Source organism: Amycolatopsis sp. NPDC114504 (genome assembly GCF_055633595.1).
Genome location: NZ_JBVKDU010000001.1, coordinates 2,246,710 through 2,264,291, shown reverse-complemented (window position 1 = coordinate 2,264,291; position 17,582 = coordinate 2,246,710). Strand labels below are relative to the sequence as shown.

The following is a 17,582-nucleotide window of genomic DNA, read 5'->3' as shown; positions in this document are numbered from 1 at the left end:
GATGAGCGCCTACCTCGCGACGATCCCGAGCCCGGACCAGGGCGTCTGGCACCTGGGGCCGATCCCGGTCCGTGCGTACGCCCTGTGCATCATCGCCGGCATCATCGTGGCGATCTGGTGGGGTGAGCGGCGCTGGGCCGCCCGCGGCGGCACCAAGGGCACCGTGATCGACATGGCCGTGTTCGCCGTGCCGTTCGGCCTGGTCGGCGGCCGGTTGTACCACGTGATCACCGACCCCGAGCTGTACTTCACCGAGGGCAAGAACCCCTGGAACGCGTTCGCGATCTGGGACGGCGGCCTCGGCATCTGGGGCGCCATCGCCCTCGGCGCGGTGGGCGCGCTCATCGCGTGCCGCCGCAAGGGCGTCCCGCTGCCGGCGATGGCGGACGCGATCGCCCCGGGCATCGTCGTCGCGCAGGCCATCGGCCGCATCGGCAACTACTTCAACCAGGAGCTCTACGGCGCGCACACGGACCTGCCGTGGGGCCTTGAGGTCTACCAGCGCTTCAACCCGGACGACCCCAACAACCTGCTGAACGGCGTCGCGACGGGGCACATCCCGCTGCCGGAGAGCCCGGTCCACCCGACGTTCCTGTACGAGCTGATCTGGAACCTCCTGGTCTCGCTCGTGGTGGTGTGGGCAGACCGGCGCTTCAAGCTCGGGCACGGACGGGTGTTCGCGCTGTACGTCGCGGGGTACACGGTCGGCCGCGGCTGGATCGAGATGATGCGCACGGACACGGCGAACCACATCCTCGGCCTGCGGGTGAACGTGTGGACGTCGATCCTGCTGTTCATCGCGGCGGTGGTGTACTTCGTGCTGGCGGGCAAGCGCGGGCCGCGGGAGCTGCCGGAGACGCTGGTGAGCAAGGACGCGCTCACCGACGCCGAAGTTCCGGTGGCGGCGGAGCCCGCCTCGGAAGAGGAGCCCGAGCACGCGAAGGTGGCCGCCGAGGCCCCGGCATCGGAGAAGCCCGCGTCGGAGGACACCCCGGCCGAGGAGCCGAAGAAGACCGACGAGAGCTGAGGGTCAGAGGTCGGGCAGGCCCAGCTCCAGGTTGGGCGCCTGCAGGCCGCCGTCGACCTCGAGGATCTTGCCCGTGATGTACCCGCCGGCGCGGGATGCCAGGAACACCACCGTCGCCGCGATGTCCTCCGCCTCGCCGATGCGACCCAGCGGCGTCGCGGACTCCATCTTCTCCTTCAGCTCCGGGTTGCCGACGACGATCTCCAGCGCCGACGTCGCCACCGAGCCCACGGAGATCGCGTTGACGCGCACCTTCGGCGCCAGGTCCGCGGCCGCCAGGCGGGTGTAGTGGGCCAGGGCCGCCTTCGCCGTTCCGTACGCCGCGAAGCCGCGGCCGGACAGCCGGCCCATCACTGACGAAATGTTGACGATCGAGCCGCCCGTCTTCACCAGCGAAGGCGCCGCCGCCACCGTCAGCGCGTGGGCCGTCGCCACGTTGAAGCGGAACGCTTCCTCCATGAAGTCCACCGAAGACTCCAGCAACGGGCGCGGGTACGTGCCGCCGACGTTGTTGACCACCAGGTCGAGCCGCCCGAACTCGGCCACCGCCGTCGCGGCCAGCTCCGCCGTGGCGTCCGGCGACGAGAGGTCCACCGGCACGGCGTGAGCCCGGCGGCCGACGGCCGAAACGCGCGAAGCGACTTCGGAAAGCTGAGCGGCGGTGCGGGAGGCGATGACCACGTCGGCGCCCGCTTCCGCGAGGGCCACGGCGGTGGCCGCGCCGATCCCGCGGCCGGCGCCGGTGATCACCGCGACCTGGTCGGTGAGATTGAACCGATCGAGGATCATGCGGCGAAATGTAACACGTTCTAGTGATCGGCAACACATTCCCGAGGTGCCGCGTCGGGCCCGTCACGTTAGGCTTGACGTGAGTTTCCGAGCCGTATACTTAGCAGAACGAACTACCGGGAACCCATCAGGAACTACGTCGTTCCGCGCAGCCAGATCGTTACCGTCCGACGTCGCTCGGGGCGCTCTGAACGGGTGCTGGCATGTTTCCCAGGTGTTAAAGTCGCGCTAACAAGCGGGCCATCGTCGTCCCGTGCGCTCCCCGGCCGGTAGCCCGGCCCCGCACGACAAGACGACGAAGGAGGTCCCTTCATGATCTTCTCCGCCATCCCCGGCAAGCAGGGTCTCTACGACCCCGAGACCGAACAGGACTCCTGCGGTGTGGCCATGGTGGCCGACATCCGCGGGCGGCGCTCCCACGGAATCGTCACCGACGGCTTGGCCGCGTTGACCAACCTCGACCACCGCGGCGCCGCCGGCGCCGAACCCACCAGCGGCGACGGCGCCGGCATCCTGTTGCAACTCCCCGACACGTTGCTGCGCGCCGAAGCCGGCTTCGCGCTTCCCGAACCCGATGAGCACGGCAACCACGCCTATGCCGCCGGCATCGCGTTCCTGCCCGAAGACGCCGAGCAGCGCCGCAAGGCCGTCGAGCTGGCCGGACGCATCGCCGTCGAAGAGGGCCTGGAGGTCCTCGGCTGGCGCGAGGTCCCGGTGGACGCCGACCGCGCGGACATCGGCCCGACCGCCCGCTCGGTCATGCCGCACTTCGCCATGCTTTTCGTGGCCTCGGAAGGAAAAGCGGGCATCGAGCTCGACCGCCTGGCCTTCTGCCTGCGCAAGCGCGTCGAGCACGAAAGCGCGAACTCCGGGTGTGGCACGTACTTCCCGTCGCTGTCGTCGCGGACGATCGTCTACAAGGGAATGGTGACGCCGGAGCAGCTGCCCGCGTTCTTCGCCGACCTGCGTGACGAGCGGCTGGAAAGCGCCATCGCGCTGGTGCACTCCCGCTTCTCCACCAACACCTTTCCGTCCTGGCCGCTGGCCCACCCGTTCCGGTTCGTGGCCCACAACGGCGAGATCAACACCATCCGCGGCAACCGCAACCGCATGCGGGCCCGCGAGGCGCTGCTCGAGTCCGAGCTCCTCGACGGCGACCTGTCCCGGCTGTTCCCGATCTGCTCGCCGGACGCGTCCGACTCCGCGTCCTTCGACGAGGTCCTCGAGCTGCTGCACCTGGGCGGGCGGTCGCTGCCGCACGCCGTGCTCATGATGATCCCGGAGGCGTGGGAGAACCACGCCACCATGAAGCCCGAACGCCGTGCCTTCTACCAGTTCCACGCGAGTCTCATGGAGCCGTGGGACGGCCCGGCGTGCGTCACCTTCACCGACGGCACCCTGGTCGGCGCGGTCCTCGACCGCAACGGCCTCCGTCCCGCGCGCTGGTGGCGCACGGCCGACGACCGCGTCGTGCTGGCCAGTGAGGCCGGCGTCCTCGACGTCGCCCCCAAGGACGTCGTGGCCAAGGGGCGGCTCAAGCCCGGCCGGATGTTCCTGGTGGACACCGAGGCCGGCCGGATCGTGGACGACGAAGAGGTCAAGTCCGCGCTCGCCGGCAAGCTCCCGTACGAGGGCTGGCTGCACGCGGGCCTGCTGAAGCTCGCCGAGCTGCCCGACCGCGACCACGTCGTGCAGAGCCACGACTCGGTGCTGCGCCGCCAGCTTTCCTTCGGCTACACCGAAGAAGAGCTGAAGATCCTGCTCGCGCCGATGGCCGAGAAGGGCGCCGAGCCGATCGGCTCGATGGGCACGGACACCCCGCCCGCGGTGCTGTCCCAGCGATCCCGGCTGCTCTACGACTACTTCAAGCAGAACTTCGCGCAGGTGACCAACCCGCCGCTGGACGCGATCCGCGAGGAGCTCGTCACCTGCATGGCGCGGATCATGGGCCCGGAGCGCAACCTCCTGGCCCCGGGTCCGGCGTCCTGCCGCCACCTCAAGCTGCCGTACCCCGTCATCGACAACGACGAGCTCGCGAAGCTCATCCACATCAACGACGACGGCGACCTCCCCGGCTTCGCGTGCAGTGTCCTTTCCGGACTGTACGAAGTGGACGGCGGCGCCGAGGCGCTGGCCGGCGCGATCGAGCGCGTCCGGCGTGAGGCGTCCGAGGCGATCGCGGCCGGCGCGCGCACGCTCGTGCTGTCCGACCGCGACTCCGACCACCGGATGGCGCCGATCCCGTCGCTGCTGCTGGTCTCCTCGGTGCACCACCACCTGGTGCGCACCAAGGAACGCCTGCGCGTCGCGCTGGTAGTCGAATCCGGTGACGCGCGCGAGGTGCACCACATCGCGCTGCTGCTCGGCTACGGCGCCGCCGCGGTCAACCCGTACCTGGCCTTCGAGACCATCGAGGACATGATCGGGCAGGGCGCCGTGACGGGCATCGAGTCCGGCAAGGCGATCCGCAACTACGTGCAGGCGCTGGTCAAGGGCGTCCTGAAGATCATGTCCAAGATGGGCATCTCGACGGTCGGCGCGTACACCGCCGCCCAGGTCTTCGAATCCCTCGGCCTCGCTCAGGACCTGCTCGACGAGTACTTCACCGGGACGTCGTCGAAGCTCGGCGGCGTCGGCCTCGAGGTGCTCGCCGAAGAGGTGGCCGTGCGGCACCGCCGCGCGTACCCGGACAACCCGACCGAGCGCGTCCACCGTGGACTCGACACCGGCGGCGAGTACGCCTACCGCCGCGAGGGCGAGCTGCACCTGTTCACGCCGGAGACGGTGTTCCTGCTGCAGCACGCGTCCAAGACCGGCCGCGAAGAGGTGTACCGCAAGTACACCGACGAGGTGCACCGCCTCTACCGCGAGGGCGGCACGCTGCGGGGGCTGTTCTCCTTCCGCGGCGGCGTCCGCGAGCCGATCCCGCTCGACGAGGTCGAGCCCGCCGAAGCGATCTTCAAGCGCTTCAACACGGGCGCGATGTCGTACGGCTCGATTTCGGCCGAGGCCCACGAAACCCTCGCCATCGCGATGAACCGCATCGGCGGCCGGTCCAACACCGGCGAGGGCGGCGAGGACCCCGAGCGGCTCTACGACCCCGAGCGCCGCAGCGCGATCAAGCAGGTCGCTTCGGGCCGCTTCGGCGTGACCAGCGAGTACCTCGTCAACGCCGACGACATCCAGATCAAGATGGCGCAGGGCGCGAAGCCCGGCGAAGGCGGCCAGCTGCCGCCGAACAAGGTGTACCCGTGGATCGCGCGGACCCGGCACTCGACGCCGGGCGTGGGGCTGATTTCCCCGCCGCCGCACCACGACATCTACTCCATCGAGGACCTGGCGCAGCTGATCCACGACCTCAAGAACGCCAACGAGCACGCCCGCATCCACGTGAAGCTGGTGTCCTCGCTCGGCGTCGGCACGGTCGCGGCGGGCGTGTCCAAGGCACACGCGGACGTCGTGCTCATCTCCGGGCACGACGGCGGCACCGGCGCGTCCCCGATGAACTCGCTCAAGCACGCGGGCACGCCGTGGGAGATCGGTCTCGCCGAGACCCAGCAGACGTTGCTGCTCAACGGGTTGCGTGACCGGATCACCGTGCAGGTCGACGGCGCCATGAAGACCGGGCGCGACGTCGTCATCGCGGCGCTGCTCGGCGCCGAGGAGTACGGCTTCGCGACGGCCCCCCTCGTCGTCGCGGGCTGCATCATGATGCGCGTCTGCCACCTCGACACCTGCCCGGTCGGCGTCGCCACGCAGAGCCCCGAGCTCCGCAAGCGCTACACCGGCCAGGTCGAGCACGTGGTGAACTTCTTCAAGTTCGTCGCCGAAGAGGTCCGGGAAACCCTGGCCTCGCTGGGCTTCCGCACGCTCGACGAGGCCATCGGCCACGCCGAGCTGCTGGACACCGACGAAGCCGTCCACCACTGGAAGGCGTCCGGGCTGGACCTGGCGCCGATCTTCGAGATGCCGTCCGAGACCCCGTACGGCGGCGCGAAGCGGCGCACCCGCGGCCAGGACCACGGCCTCGAGCACGCCCTGGACCGCACGCTCATCCAGCTCGCCGAGGCGGCCCTGGAGGACGCGCACCCGGTGCGGCTCGAACTGCCGGTGCGCAACGTGAACCGGACCGTCGGCACGCTGCTCGGCTCGGAGATCACCCGCCGCTACGGCGGCGACGGCCTGCCCGAGGGCACGATCACCGTCACGCTGACCGGGTCGGCGGGCCAGTCGCTCGGCGCGTTCCTGCCGCGCGGGCTCACCCTCGACATGGTCGGCGACGCGAACGACTACGTCGGCAAGGGCCTGTCCGGCGGCCGGATCGTCGTCCGGCCCGACCCGGAGGCCGCGTTCGCCGCCGAGGCCCAGACGATCGCGGGCAACACGATCGCCTACGGCGCGACCGGCGGCGAGATCTTCCTGCGCGGCCAGGTCGGCGAACGCTTCTGCGTCCGCAACTCCGGGGCCACCGTCGTCGCCGAGGGCGTCGGCGACCACGCCTTCGAGTACATGACCGGCGGCCGCGCGGTGGTGCTCGGCCCGACCGGGCGCAACCTGGCGGCCGGCATGTCCGGCGGCATGGCGTTCGTGCTCGACGTCGACCGCAAGAAGGTCAACCAGGACATGGTGGACCTGCTCAAGCCGACCGCCGACGACCTGGTGTGGCTCAAGAAAACCGTGCAACAGCACTACGATCTCACCCGCTCCGCGGTGGCGGCCTCGCTGCTCGGCGACTGGCCGCGCCGCTCCGTGGCGTTCACCAAGGTGATGCCGCGTGACTACCAGCGGGTCCTGGACGCGGCCAAGGCGGCGAAAGCCGCGGGCCGCGACGTCGACGAGGCGATCATGGAGGCCGCTCGTGGCTGACCCGACGGGCTTTCTCAAGTACGACCGCGAAGAGCCGAAGAAGAAGTCCAAAGAGGACCGGCTGCACTCGTGGGGCGAGGTCTACGCGGACGTCGACCCGGGCGAGCGCAACGAAAAGGTGCGCAAGCAGGCGTCCCGCTGCATGGACTGCGGCATCCCGTTCTGCCACTCCGGTGGCTCCGGCTGCCCGCTCGGTAACCTGATCCCGGAGTGGAACGACCTGGTCCGCCGCGGCGACTGGGCCGCGGCGAGCGACCGGCTGCACGCCACCAACAACTTCCCCGAGTTCACCGGGAAGCTGTGCCCGGCGCCGTGCGAGGCGGGCTGCGTCCTGTCGATCTCGCCGGACTCGGGCGGGCCGGTGGCGATCAAGCGCGTCGAGCAGGCGATCGCCGACCAGTCGTGGGAAGCGGGCTACGTCCAGCCGCAGGTGTCCGAAGTGGCCAGTGGGCAGCGGGTCGCCGTGGTCGGCTCCGGCCCGGCCGGGCTCGCCGCCGCCCAGCAGCTGACGCGCGCCGGTCACGAGGTCACGGTGTTCGAGCGCGACGACCGCCTCGGCGGCCTGCTGCGCTACGGCATCCCCGAGTTCAAGATGGAGAAGAAGGTCCTCGACCGGCGCCTCGCGCAGCTGCGCAAGGAGGGCACCAAGTTCGTCACCGGCTGCGAGGTCGGCGTCGACCTTTCGGTGGACGACCTGCGCGCGCAGTACGACGCCGTCGTGCTCGCGGTCGGCGCCCTGCGCGGCCGCGACGACACGACGACGCCCGGTCGCGAGCTGGCCGGCGTCCACCTCGCGATGGAACACCTGGTGCCGGCCAACAAGTACGTCGAGGGCGACGGCCCGTCGCCGATCGACGCGCGCGGCAAGCACGTGGTGATCATCGGCGGCGGCGACACCGGCGCCGACTCCTACGGCACCGCCACCCGCCAGGGCGCGCTTTCGGTGACGCAGCTGGACCAGTACCCGACGCCGCCGTCCGTCCGCGACGACGAGCGGTCGCCGTGGCCGACCTGGCCGTACATCCTCCGCACCTACCCGGCGCACGAGGAGGCGGGCGAGCGGAAGTTCGCGGTCGCGGTCAAGCGGTTCGTCGGCTCCTCGGAGGGTCGCGTGACGGCGGTGGAGCTCCAGCAGGTCCGCGTCCGGAAGGACCCCACGACCGGCCGCCGCGAGGTCATCCCGGTCAACGACGAGATCGAGACGCTCCCGGCCGACCTGGTCCTGCTGGCGATCGGCTTCGAGGGCGTCGAAGAGATGCCGCTGCTGGAGGGTCTCGGCCTGGCGCTCACGAAGCGCGGCACGCTCTCGTGCGGCGCGGACTGGCAGACGGAGACCCCGGGGGTCTTCGTCTGCGGCGACGCCCACCGCGGCGCGTCGCTGGTGGTCTGGGCGATCGCGGAGGGCCGTTCGGTGGCGAACGCGGTCGACGCGTTCCTGACCGGCGCGTCGGACCTCCCGGCCCCGGTCCACCCGACGGCGTTGCCGCTCGCCGTCGTCTGAGCTCCCGAGTCCGAAGGCCCCCTCGCCGCTGGTGAGGGGGCTTTCGACCGTTTCGACCCATTACGCCGAACGGTGGCTGTGCTCTGTGTACACGGACAACTACTTTCGAGTAGTTGTGCCGGTTTTGCGACAATTCACTTTCGCGGAAGGTGGGGCGTCTTGAAGCACACTTCGTTCCGGGCAGCGGTCGTCACCGCGGTCCTCTCCCTCGCGTTCGCCCTGGTCGGCATGCCCGCCCAGGCCGCGCCGAAACCCTTCTGGACGCCCGATGCGATGCGGGCGGCCATCCCGATGGACAACCTCGTCAAAGCCCCCGCCTTCACACCGAAGGACGTCGAGCGCGGGCGAAGCGCGATCATCCAGAGCATCCCCAACGGCGGCGGCGCCTGGACCGGCGGCGGCCAGGTCACGCACACCGCCGGGCGCGTGTTCTTCGTCTTCAACGGACAGAACGCCTCCTGCTCCGGCGACGCCGTCACGAGCACCAACGGCAGCGTCGTCGTCACGGCCGGCCACTGCGTCAAGTACCAGGGCACGTGGCACACGCAGTGGACCTTCGTCCCGGGGTACGACAACGGCACCGCGCCCTACGGCCAGTGGGCGGCCAAGACCACGCTGACCACCCCGCAGTGGGAGGCCAGTGAGGACATGAACTACGACGTCGGCATGGCCGTGGTGAACCCCCTCAACGGCCAGCGGCTGACGGACGTCGTCGGCGCGCAGGGGATCGCCTTCAACCAGCCGAAGAACCAGAGCATGTACACGTTCGGCTACCCGGCCGCGGCGCCCTACGACGGCACGAAGCTGATCTACTGCAGCGGCAGCACGTTCACCGACTTCCTGCTGACCAAGGACCACGGCATGAAGTGCAACATGACGGGCGGTTCGAGCGGCGGGCCGTGGTTCCTGTCGTTCGCCGAGGGCACCGGCACCGGTATCCAGGCCTCGGTGAACAGCTTCGGGTACACGTTCCTGCCCGGCTACATGTTCGGGCCGTACTTCGGCACGGACGCCCAGAACCTCTACAACCGCGCGCAAGCCGGCTGACGTCCCCTGGGCCGTCCGCGTTCGCGTCCGGCCGTCCCCGCTGAACCGGGGCGGGTTCTCCCGCCGTGCGGACTCGTGCCCGGCCCGCCGGGCACGAGTTCCCAGCTCGGCGGGGAAAACCGGGGGTTTCCCGCTTCGCCACTTCTAGTGGTCTGCCAGCTCCGGGGCGAACCGGGCGAAGCGGAGTGGGGCGGGAACCTTATCCTGGTGTTCGTGAACTGGACTGTGGACGTCCCCGTCGACACACTGCCCGAACTGCCGCCGCTCCCGCCCGAGCTCCGGGCCCGGCTCGACAAGGCACTCGCCCTCCCGGCCGCGCAGCAGCCGGAGTGGCCGGATCCCGAGCTGACCAACCGCGTCCGGGGTGTCCTGGAGAGCGTGCCGCCGATCACCGTCCCGGCGGAGATCGACCGCCTCAAGGGCCGGCTCGCGATGGTCGCCCGCGGCGAGGCCTTCCTCCTGCAGGGCGGTGACTGCGCGGAGACGTTCGAGTCCAACACCGAGCCGCACATCCGCGCCAACCTGCGCACGCTGCTGCAGATGGCCGTCGTGCTGACCTACGGCGCCAGCCTGCCGGTGGTCAAGGTCGGGCGCATCGCCGGCCAGTACGCGAAGCCGCGCTCGGCCGCGACGGACGCGCTGGGCCTGCCGGTGTACCGCGGCGACATCATCAACTCGCTCGTCCCGAAGCCCGAGTTGCGCGTGCCGGACCCCGGCCGGATGATCCGCGCCTACGCGAACGCGGGCGCGGCGATGAACCTGGTCCGCGCCCTCACCGGCGCCGGCATGGCCGACCTGCACCAGGTGCACGACTGGAACAAGGACTTCGTCTCGGCGTCGCCGGCGGCGCAGCGCTTCGAGGCGCTGGCCAACGAGATCGACCGCGGCCTGCGGTTCATGTCGGCGTGCGGCGTCACCGACACGTCGCTGCAGTCCACCGAGATCTTCGCCAGCCACGAAGCGCTCCTGCTCGACTACGAGCGTTCGATGCTGCGCCTGGACAACGCCGACGCGGCGAACCCGAAGCTGTACAACCTGTCGTCGCACTTCCTCTGGATCGGCGAGCGGACCCGCCAGCTGGACGGCGCGCACATCGCGTTCGCCGAGCTGCTGGCCAACCCGATCGGGTTGAAGATCGGCCCGACGACCACGCCCGACCAGGCCGTCGAGTACGTCGAGCGGCTCGACCCGCGCTTCGAGCCGGGCCGGCTGACGCTGATCGCGCGGATGGGCAACGGCAACGTCCGCGAGGTGCTGCCGGGCATCGTCGAGCGGGTCGAGGCGTCCGGGCACAAGGTCATCTGGCAGTGCGACCCGATGCACGGCAACACGCACGAGTCGTCCACCGGCTACAAGACCCGCCACTTCGACCGGATCGTCGACGAGGTCCAGGGCTTCTTCGAGGTCCACAACCAGCTGGGCACCTACCCGGGCGGCATCCACGTGGAGCTGACGGGCGAGGACGTCACGGAGTGCCTGGGCGGCGCCCAGGAGATCTCGGACGTCGACCTGTCCGGCCGCTACGAGACGGCCTGCGACCCGCGCCTGAACACCCAGCAGTCCCTGGAGCTGGCGTTCCTGGTCGCGGAGATGCTCCGCGGCTGACGCCCGCCCGCTTGCTCGGCGTCAGGAGGCGTCGAGCAGGCGGGCTGTCGATTTCAGCACCGCGTCCCGCAGCGAACCGACGTCCGGCACCGCTTCGCCGTTCACTTGCAGTCCGATGTGGACGGAATCGCGATAGGTCGCGACCGCGATGCCGACCGCGTGACGCGGGGCCAGCGGCACGAACGGGTAAACCTCCGAAAGCCGGGCGCCGTCGATCGACAGGCGGGCCGGCGGGACCGGGACCGTCGTGATCACCAGGTCGAACAGCAGCGGGGCCGCCTGGCCCGCGGTGCGGGCGCCCAGCCGGTGCAGCAGCGGCGGGACGCGGCCGGCCAGCAGCGGCAGCGCACCCGCGCCGCGGCTCGGGCCCGCCGCCTTGTTGCGGGCCATCTCCCGGCGGACCACGCGCAGCCGCTCGGCCGGGTCGTCCTCGCCGACCGGCAGGTCGCAGAGGTACCCCGAAAGCTTGTTGCCGCCGAGCTCGTCACCCGCCCGGCCGCGGACGCTCACCGGGATCAGCGCGCGCAGCGTGCGGCCGTCGGCGCGGTGGCCGCGGTTCACCAGCCATTCGCGCAGTGCGCCGGAAAGCACCGCCAGCACGACGTCGTTGGTCGTGCCGCCGTGGGCCTTGCGCACCTGGCGCAGCTCCGCCAGCGGCAGCCGCACGAACCCGAGCCGCCGCTCGGCGGACGCGGGCGCCGACACCGGGGACAGCGTCGGCCGGGTGGCCCGCACCACCGACGACGCGATGCCGGCGGCCTCGTTCGCCTGGTCCCACGCGGTGCCGAGCGCGTCCTTCATCGTGTCCAAAGTGGACCGCCGGGCCGGGGTCCGCTGAGCGGGGATGCGCTCCGGCAGCTCGACGCCGTCGAGCAGGCCGGCCGCGACCGCGTACGCGCCGGCGCCGTCGGTGAGCGCGTGGTGCAGTTTCAGCAGCAGTGCGAACTTCCCGTCCGGCAGTCCGGTGACCAGGGTGAGGTCCCACAGCGGCCGGGACGTGTCGAGCGGCTCGGCGATCCACCGCGACGCGTACGCCGCGAGGGGGTCCGGTTCGTACAGCGAGCTCAGGGTGGCGTGGTGGATGTGGTCCGCGGCAGCGAATCCCGGGGCTTCGGCCCAGCTGGCCGAGCCCGGCGGGAACAGCTCGGCGCGGGCCCGCTGGCGCAGCTTCGGCAGCCGGGCGGCGCGTTCGGCCAGCACCGCGGTCAGCGCGGCGGGGTCCACCGGGCCGCGAGCGGTGAAGGTGACCACCGCTCCCATGTGCATCGGGGAGGTTTCGCTTTCCAGGCAAAGGAAAGCGACGTCGAGGGCGCTGAGCGGAGAGCCTGCCATGGGCGACCTTTCCGGGTTCGCGGGGTGTGCACGGCCACGTGCGTCGGAAGGGGAGGAGACCCACTCCACCAGCCCGACATGACGGCCGGGTGGTCGAAGTGTTTCCACGACGCTAACGACCCACCCGGTTCATCCATTCGAGATACCCCGGGCGCCGGTGCGCGGGGTCACAGATCAGGAAACGCGCTACTCCGCGGGGGTGGACCCGGGTTCTTCCGCCCGCACCACCGGGGTCCCCCATTCGGGGGTGAGCGCCACCTGCTTGCCGACGCGGCGCACCGGCAGGCCGTTCACCTGCCGCTTGTGCAGCCCCGGCCAGATTTCCGCGGCGTCCTTCGCCGCGGCCCGGATCGCGCCGCCGTCGAGCGTCGTGCGCGTCTCGGGGATCTCGCGGTCCGTCCACTGCACGACCAGCTTCAGCGGGCCGGCCGGCGGCAGCGGCCACAGGAACACTTCGTGCTCGACGGCGAAGCGCGTGCCGCCGACGGGCTGCGCCCGCAGCACCGGGTCCTCGGGCTCGGACGCGGACGGCACCGAGATCGTCTCGGAGCTCGCCCGGCTGCCGTCGGCGTAGAGCACGCCGATGAGCAGCCCGTTGTAGTCGGGCTTGCGCCGGTGGTCGATCAGGCCATCGGCGGGGTCGTCGACCAGGCTGTCCCGGGAGAACACCGTGATGCGCAGCGTCAGCGCCTCCGGCCACACCTCGACGGACCGCAGCGCGACCACCGTGCGCTCGGAGCGGCCCAGCGGCTGCGCCAGCGGCAGCACGGCCGGGACGATGTACTCGCGCGGGGGATCGGTCCAGTGCCGGCCGTTGAACGCGTAGAGCTCCTGCTCCGGGACGGGGAACAGGGGACGCTCGCGGGGGCCGCCGGTGAAGAAGCTCATCGGGCGGCCCGCGACCCGCTGTCCGGCACCATGCGCCAACGGTAGGACAACCGCCCGGGAATTTCCGCCCCCGAACGGGCGTACGGCCCTTGCCTCCCGTGATCCGGGACACAAGGGCCGCACGCAGCGTGACGCACCGGTCGCTGAACCAGTGCCTAGTCGGTCAGCTTCAGCTCGCCGTTCGCCTGGGCCTGCTTCTCGAGTTCCTTGTCGGCCGGCTTGCCCATGGAGTCCATCAGCTGGCGGGCCAGGCCGAGGCCGGTGCCGCCGAGCGACAGCGCCTTGGCGAACATGTCGGACATGCCCTCGGCGCCGTTGAGGACGACCATGTGGTCGATGTTGCCGAACGCGCCGGCGCCCGCCTCGACGATCTCCGGCCAGCGCTCGGCCAGCTGCTGCGCGACGACCGCTTCCTGGTTCTCGGCCAGCGCCGCGGCCCGCGCCTTGATGGCGTCCGCCTCGGCCAGGCCCTTCGCCCGGGCCGACTCGGCTTCGGCGAGACCCTTCGCCTTGGCCGCTTCCGCCTCGGCCAGACCGCGGGCCTTGGCCGCGGCGGCCTCGGCCTCACCGGTCGCCCGGGTCGCGCCCGCCATCGCCTCGGCCCGCGCCTTCGTGGCCTGCGCCTCGGCCTCGGCCGCGGTCTTCACGCGGGTCGCGTCCGCCGCGGCCCGCAGCTCGGTCTCCTTCGCCTCGGCCTGGGCCTTGGCGATCGAAGCGTCACGGGCGGCGTCGGCCGACGTCCGCGTGTCGTACGCCTTCGCGTCCGCGGGCTTGCGGACCTGCGACTGCAGCCGCTGCTCGGCCAGCGCCGCTTCGAGCTCGGCGGCCCGCGTCTCCTGGACGACGACCTCCTGCCGCGCCGTCGCCTCGGCCAGCGGGCCGGACTGGCTCGCCTTCGCCTTGGCCTGGTCGACCTCGGCCTGGTAGCCGGCCTGCTTGATCTGGCTTTCGCGCATGGCCGCCGCGCGCTTGGCGGCCGCGACCTGCTCGGCCTCGGTGGCCTCCTGGTCGCGCTCGGCCTCGGCGATGCGGGCGGACGCGGCGATCGCGGCCGCGTGCGGCTTCCCCAGGTTCAGGATGTAGCCGGACTCGTCGTCGATCTCCTGGATCTGCAGGGAGTCCACGATCAGCCCGAGCTTGATCATCTCCGTGGCCGAGGACTGGCGCACCTCGCCGGTGAGCGCGTCCCGGTTGTGGATCATCTCTTCGATCGTCAGCCCGCCCACGATCGAGCGCAGGTGCCCGGAGAAGAGCTCGTGGATGGTGTCGTTCATGCCCTTCTGCTGGTCCAGGAATCGGCGGGCGGCGTTGGCGATCGACGAGAAGTCGTCACCGACCTTGTAGATCACCACGGCGCGCACGGTGACCGGCAGCCCCTGCCGGGTCACGCACGAGACCTGCAGGTTGACGCCGCGGGTGTCCAGGGACAGCCGCCGGGCGGTCTGGAAGCCGGGGATGACGTTCACGCCGCGGCCGGTGATGATCTTGAAGCCCAGGCTGTCCGCGGTCTCGCTGCGTTCGACCCGGATCCCCCAGCCGGACACGATCAGCGCCTCGTTCGGCTCCGCGACCTTGTACAGGATCCGCAGCAGCCCGAAGATCACGATCACGCCCACGACGGCGATGCCGACGATCAGCAGGATGTTCATTGGCCTCCCACACCCCTCGGTTTTCAGTTGTTGCAGTCGGTTGGTAGCCCTACGACGCCGCTAGACGCTCAGCGGTTGCCACCGTTCGACATAAACCGTGCGGGGAGGTTCGAAGTCCACGACGAGCACCTGCGTGCCGGACGTGAAGGTCGCTTCGGGGTCGATCGGGTAGGCGTAGAACGCCTCGGTGCCGCCCCGGACGTTCAGGAGCACCTCGCCGATGAGGCCGGGGCCGATCGTGCCGGTCACGCGGCCTCGGCTGCCGATCATCCCCCGAAGCCCTTCAGCTTGACCTTGCTGCCCTTCTGCACGAACGTGCCCGGCTGCGGGTCCTGCTGGAAGACGAAGTCGAACCCGCCGCCGCCCCCGCCCCGGCCGCCGCCCTTGCCGTCGCGGTCGGCCTTCAGCCCGGCCTGCTCGAGGATCTTCTGGGCGTCGTCGAACGAGCGGAACCGCACGTCCGGCACCTGGACGGCGTTGTTGACGAAGACGCCGATCCGCTTTTCCCTGGCCTGCGCGTTGGCCGGCGGGTCGGTGCGGGTGACGGCGCCACCCGCGACGTCCTGCTTGAACTCCTCGCCCGCCTGGAACGGCTCGAAGCCGGCCTGCTGCAGCAGCTGGAACGCCTCGTCCTTGCTCCGGCCGGTGACGTCCGGGACCGGCGGCAGCGGGATCGGGCCCTTCGACACGATGATCGTGACCTGGCCGCCGATGTTCAGCTGGCTGCCCGCGCCCGGCGTGGTGCGGATGACCGCGCCCTGCGGGACGTCGGCGTCGAAGTCGTCGGCGCCGCGGGTCGGGGTCAGCTGCGCGGTCTTGATCGCCTGCTCGGCGTCGGCCAGCGCGGTGCCCGGCCGGATGTCCGGCACCGCCGGGCGGCCCTTGGACAGCACGACCGACACCTGCGAGTTCGGCTGCAGCGGCGTGCCCTCCGCGGGCTCGGCCCGCAGCACGGTGTTCGACGGGACCGAGTTGTCGTACTCCTGGCTGAACTGCGGGTTCAGCTTCACCGCCCGCAGCGCGTCACCCGCCGCGGCCTGGTTCAGCCCGACGAGCTTCGGGACGGTCGCGGTCTTGTCCCCGCCGGTGTCGGTGAGCATGAAGATGAACGCCGTGATCAGCCCGCCGAACAGCAGCACCGCGCCGGCGATGATGGCGATCCGCTTCCGGTTGTCCCGCGGCTTCTCCGGCTCCGGCTCGCCGCGGCGCCGCGCCGACGGCGGCCGCGCGGGCGGGAGCTGCTGGGTGAAGCCCGGGGGAGGGGTGCCGGGGTGGCTCAGCGCCTGGGTCGCGTTCGGGCGGCTCACCGGCATCGTCTTCTCGGTGTCCGGCACCTGCGGGATCCGCGGCAGCGTGCGCTCGGTGTCGGCGAGGTCGCCCTGGCCGTGGGAGACCGGGACGGGCACGGTCACCGGCAGCAGGCCCAGCTGCGCGCGCACGGCGGTCAGCTCGGTCAGGAACTCCCCGGCGTCGGCGGGGCGCAGCGCCGGGGCCCGCCGGGTCGCGCGCATGATCAGCTCGTCCAGCGCGGGCGGCAGGTCGGGGCGCAGCTCGCTCGGGCGCGGGACGTCGTCGTTCACGTGCCGGTACGCCACCGAGATCGCGGTGTCGCCGGTGTAGGGAACCTGCCCGGTGAGCATTTCGTAGAGCAGGATGCCGGCCGAGTAGACGTCGCCCTGCGAGGACGCCGCGCCCGTCTCGACCTGCTCCGGCGACAGGTAGGCGACCGTGCCCAGGATGACGCTGGAGCTCGTCGTGCCCGCGCTCGCCACGGCCCGCACGAGCCCGAAGTCGGCGACCTTCACGACGCCGCCGGTGTGCGGCCCGGAACGGCCGATCAGCACGTTCTCCGGCTTGACGTCCCGGTGCACCAGTCCCGCCCGGTGCGCGGCGGCCAGCGCCGAGAGCACCGGCTCGGCCACGCTCAGCGCCAGCGCGATGTCCAGGGGGCCCTTGTCCTCCAGCAGGTCGCGCAGCGTCCCGCCGTCGACCAGCTCCATCACCAGGAACGCGAGCCCGGACTCGGCGCCCTGGGGCAGGTCGAAGCCCTGGTCGTGCACCGCCACCACGTGCGGGTGGTGCAGCTGGGCCGCCGACTGCGCCTCCCGCACGAACCGGTCGACGAACGACCGGTCGTCGGCGAACCGCGGGTCCATGATCTTGATCGCGACCGGACGGTCCAGCCGGGTGTCGGTCCCCCGGTAGACGGAGGACATCCCCCCGTGCGCGAGCAGCCGGTCCACCCGGTAGCGCCGCTCGAGGAGCGTGCCGACCAAGCTGGGTTGGGTGCGAGTCACGAGTATGGATCGTACGGAACCGCACACGGTTGGTGGAGGAGACCTCACGGGTCACCCATGCGCACTAACGGGCGTGAGTGCGGAATGTGGCAGAGTGTCACGTGTGAGTGGGATTCCTGTCGCCGACGACGTCCTCGACACCGCCATCGCGGTCCTCCCGGTGGGAGAGGTCGCGAAAGTACTCGGGACGTCGGCCAACAAGGTCCGCCAGATGCTGCGAGACGGGCAGCTGATCGCCGTCAGGCGTGACGGTGACCTGTGCGTTCCCGGCGCTTTCTTCGTCAAGGACGGGATCGTGAAGGGCCTGGCCGGGACGATCACGGTGCTGGCCGACTCCGGGTTCTCCCGGACCGAGATGCTCCGGTGGCTCTTCGAGACCGACGAGTCCCTGCCGGGCAAGACGCCGGTCAACGCCCTGCGCACCAGCCACGGCACCGAGGTGAAGCGGCGCGCGCAAGCGATGGCCTTCTGACCTGCGCAGACAGCTGGCAGCAGCGGTGAGCTGAACGGCCGCGGCGACGCTCAAGCACGCCGGCAGCGACCAGGTCGCGAGCGGCCCGGCGGCGGCCGCCCCGGCCGCG

The 17,582-nt window shown here is 71.1% G+C and carries 12 protein-coding genes; 6 read left to right on the top strand and 6 right to left on the bottom strand.

Annotated features, from left to right (window positions below; genetic code table 11):
* The first annotated feature begins 1 nt into the window (after nucleotide 1).
* The gene (gene lgt, locus ACZ7PG_RS10525) at nucleotides 2-1,027 is read left to right on the top strand and encodes a prolipoprotein diacylglyceryl transferase (protein WP_470238786.1); all 1,026 of its coding nucleotides are present in this window, start codon (nucleotides 2-4) and stop codon (nucleotides 1,025-1,027) included.
* Nucleotides 1,028-1,030: 3 nt separating this feature from the next.
* On the opposite strand, the gene ACZ7PG_RS10520 is transcribed toward lgt, so the two are convergent.
* Complete coding sequence (locus ACZ7PG_RS10520) at nucleotides 1,031-1,816, bottom strand: SDR family oxidoreductase (protein WP_470238785.1); 786 nt, start codon at nucleotides 1,814-1,816, stop codon at nucleotides 1,031-1,033.
* Nucleotides 1,817-2,128: 312 nt separating this feature from the next.
* On the opposite strand from ACZ7PG_RS10520, the gene gltB reads away from it, so the two are divergent.
* From gltB to ACZ7PG_RS10500, 4 genes are all read left to right on the top strand, one after another.
* On the top strand, nucleotides 2,129-6,682 hold the full coding sequence (gltB, locus tag ACZ7PG_RS10515; RefSeq protein ID WP_470238784.1) for a glutamate synthase large subunit: 4,554 nt from the start codon (nucleotides 2,129-2,131) through the stop codon (nucleotides 6,680-6,682).
* Nucleotides 6,675-8,183 carry a glutamate synthase subunit beta gene (locus ACZ7PG_RS10510; RefSeq protein WP_470238783.1) on the top strand — a complete coding sequence of 503 codons (1,509 nt, stop codon included), beginning with the start codon at nucleotides 6,675-6,677 and terminating at the stop codon, nucleotides 8,181-8,183. The genes gltB and ACZ7PG_RS10510 overlap by 8 nt, the downstream gene beginning before the upstream one ends.
* A gap of 159 nt (nucleotides 8,184-8,342) precedes the next feature.
* The gene (locus tag ACZ7PG_RS10505; protein WP_470238782.1) at nucleotides 8,343-9,230 is read left to right on the top strand and encodes a trypsin-like serine peptidase; all 888 of its coding nucleotides are present in this window, start codon (nucleotides 8,343-8,345) and stop codon (nucleotides 9,228-9,230) included.
* 213 nt (nucleotides 9,231-9,443) lie between these two features.
* The gene (locus tag ACZ7PG_RS10500) at nucleotides 9,444-10,835 is read left to right on the top strand and encodes a class II 3-deoxy-7-phosphoheptulonate synthase (protein ID WP_470238781.1); all 1,392 of its coding nucleotides are present in this window, start codon (nucleotides 9,444-9,446) and stop codon (nucleotides 10,833-10,835) included.
* 21 nt (nucleotides 10,836-10,856) lie between these two features.
* On the opposite strand, the gene ACZ7PG_RS10495 is transcribed toward ACZ7PG_RS10500, so the two are convergent.
* The 5 genes from ACZ7PG_RS10495 to pknB form a co-directional block, all read right to left on the bottom strand.
* Nucleotides 10,857-12,101: a wax ester/triacylglycerol synthase family O-acyltransferase gene (locus tag ACZ7PG_RS10495; protein WP_470239036.1), complete on the bottom strand. Its 1,245-nt coding sequence runs from the start codon at nucleotides 12,099-12,101 to the stop codon at nucleotides 10,857-10,859.
* 252 nt (nucleotides 12,102-12,353) lie between these two features.
* A complete protein-coding gene (locus ACZ7PG_RS10490) occupies nucleotides 12,354-13,055 on the bottom strand; it encodes a hypothetical protein (protein ID WP_470238780.1) in 702 nt (233 codons plus the stop codon).
* A 155-nt stretch (nucleotides 13,056-13,210) separates the two neighbouring features.
* Nucleotides 13,211-14,704, bottom strand: a complete 1,494-nt coding sequence (locus ACZ7PG_RS10485; RefSeq protein ID WP_470238779.1) for an SPFH domain-containing protein — start codon at nucleotides 14,702-14,704, stop codon at nucleotides 13,211-13,213.
* 60 nt (nucleotides 14,705-14,764) lie between these two features.
* Complete coding sequence (locus ACZ7PG_RS10480) at nucleotides 14,765-14,974, bottom strand: hypothetical protein (protein WP_470238778.1); 210 nt, start codon at nucleotides 14,972-14,974, stop codon at nucleotides 14,765-14,767.
* Nucleotides 14,971-17,001: a Stk1 family PASTA domain-containing Ser/Thr kinase gene (gene pknB, locus ACZ7PG_RS10475; protein ID WP_470238777.1), complete on the bottom strand. Its 2,031-nt coding sequence runs from the start codon at nucleotides 16,999-17,001 to the stop codon at nucleotides 14,971-14,973. Before pknB ends, ACZ7PG_RS10480 begins: the two co-directional genes overlap by 4 nt.
* Nucleotides 17,002-17,104: 103 nt before the next feature.
* On the opposite strand from pknB, the gene ACZ7PG_RS10470 reads away from it, so the two are divergent.
* Nucleotides 17,105-17,473, top strand: a complete 369-nt coding sequence (locus ACZ7PG_RS10470) for an Rv2175c family DNA-binding protein (RefSeq protein ID WP_470238776.1) — start codon at nucleotides 17,105-17,107, stop codon at nucleotides 17,471-17,473.
* The last annotated feature ends 109 nt before the right edge of the window (nucleotides 17,474-17,582 follow it).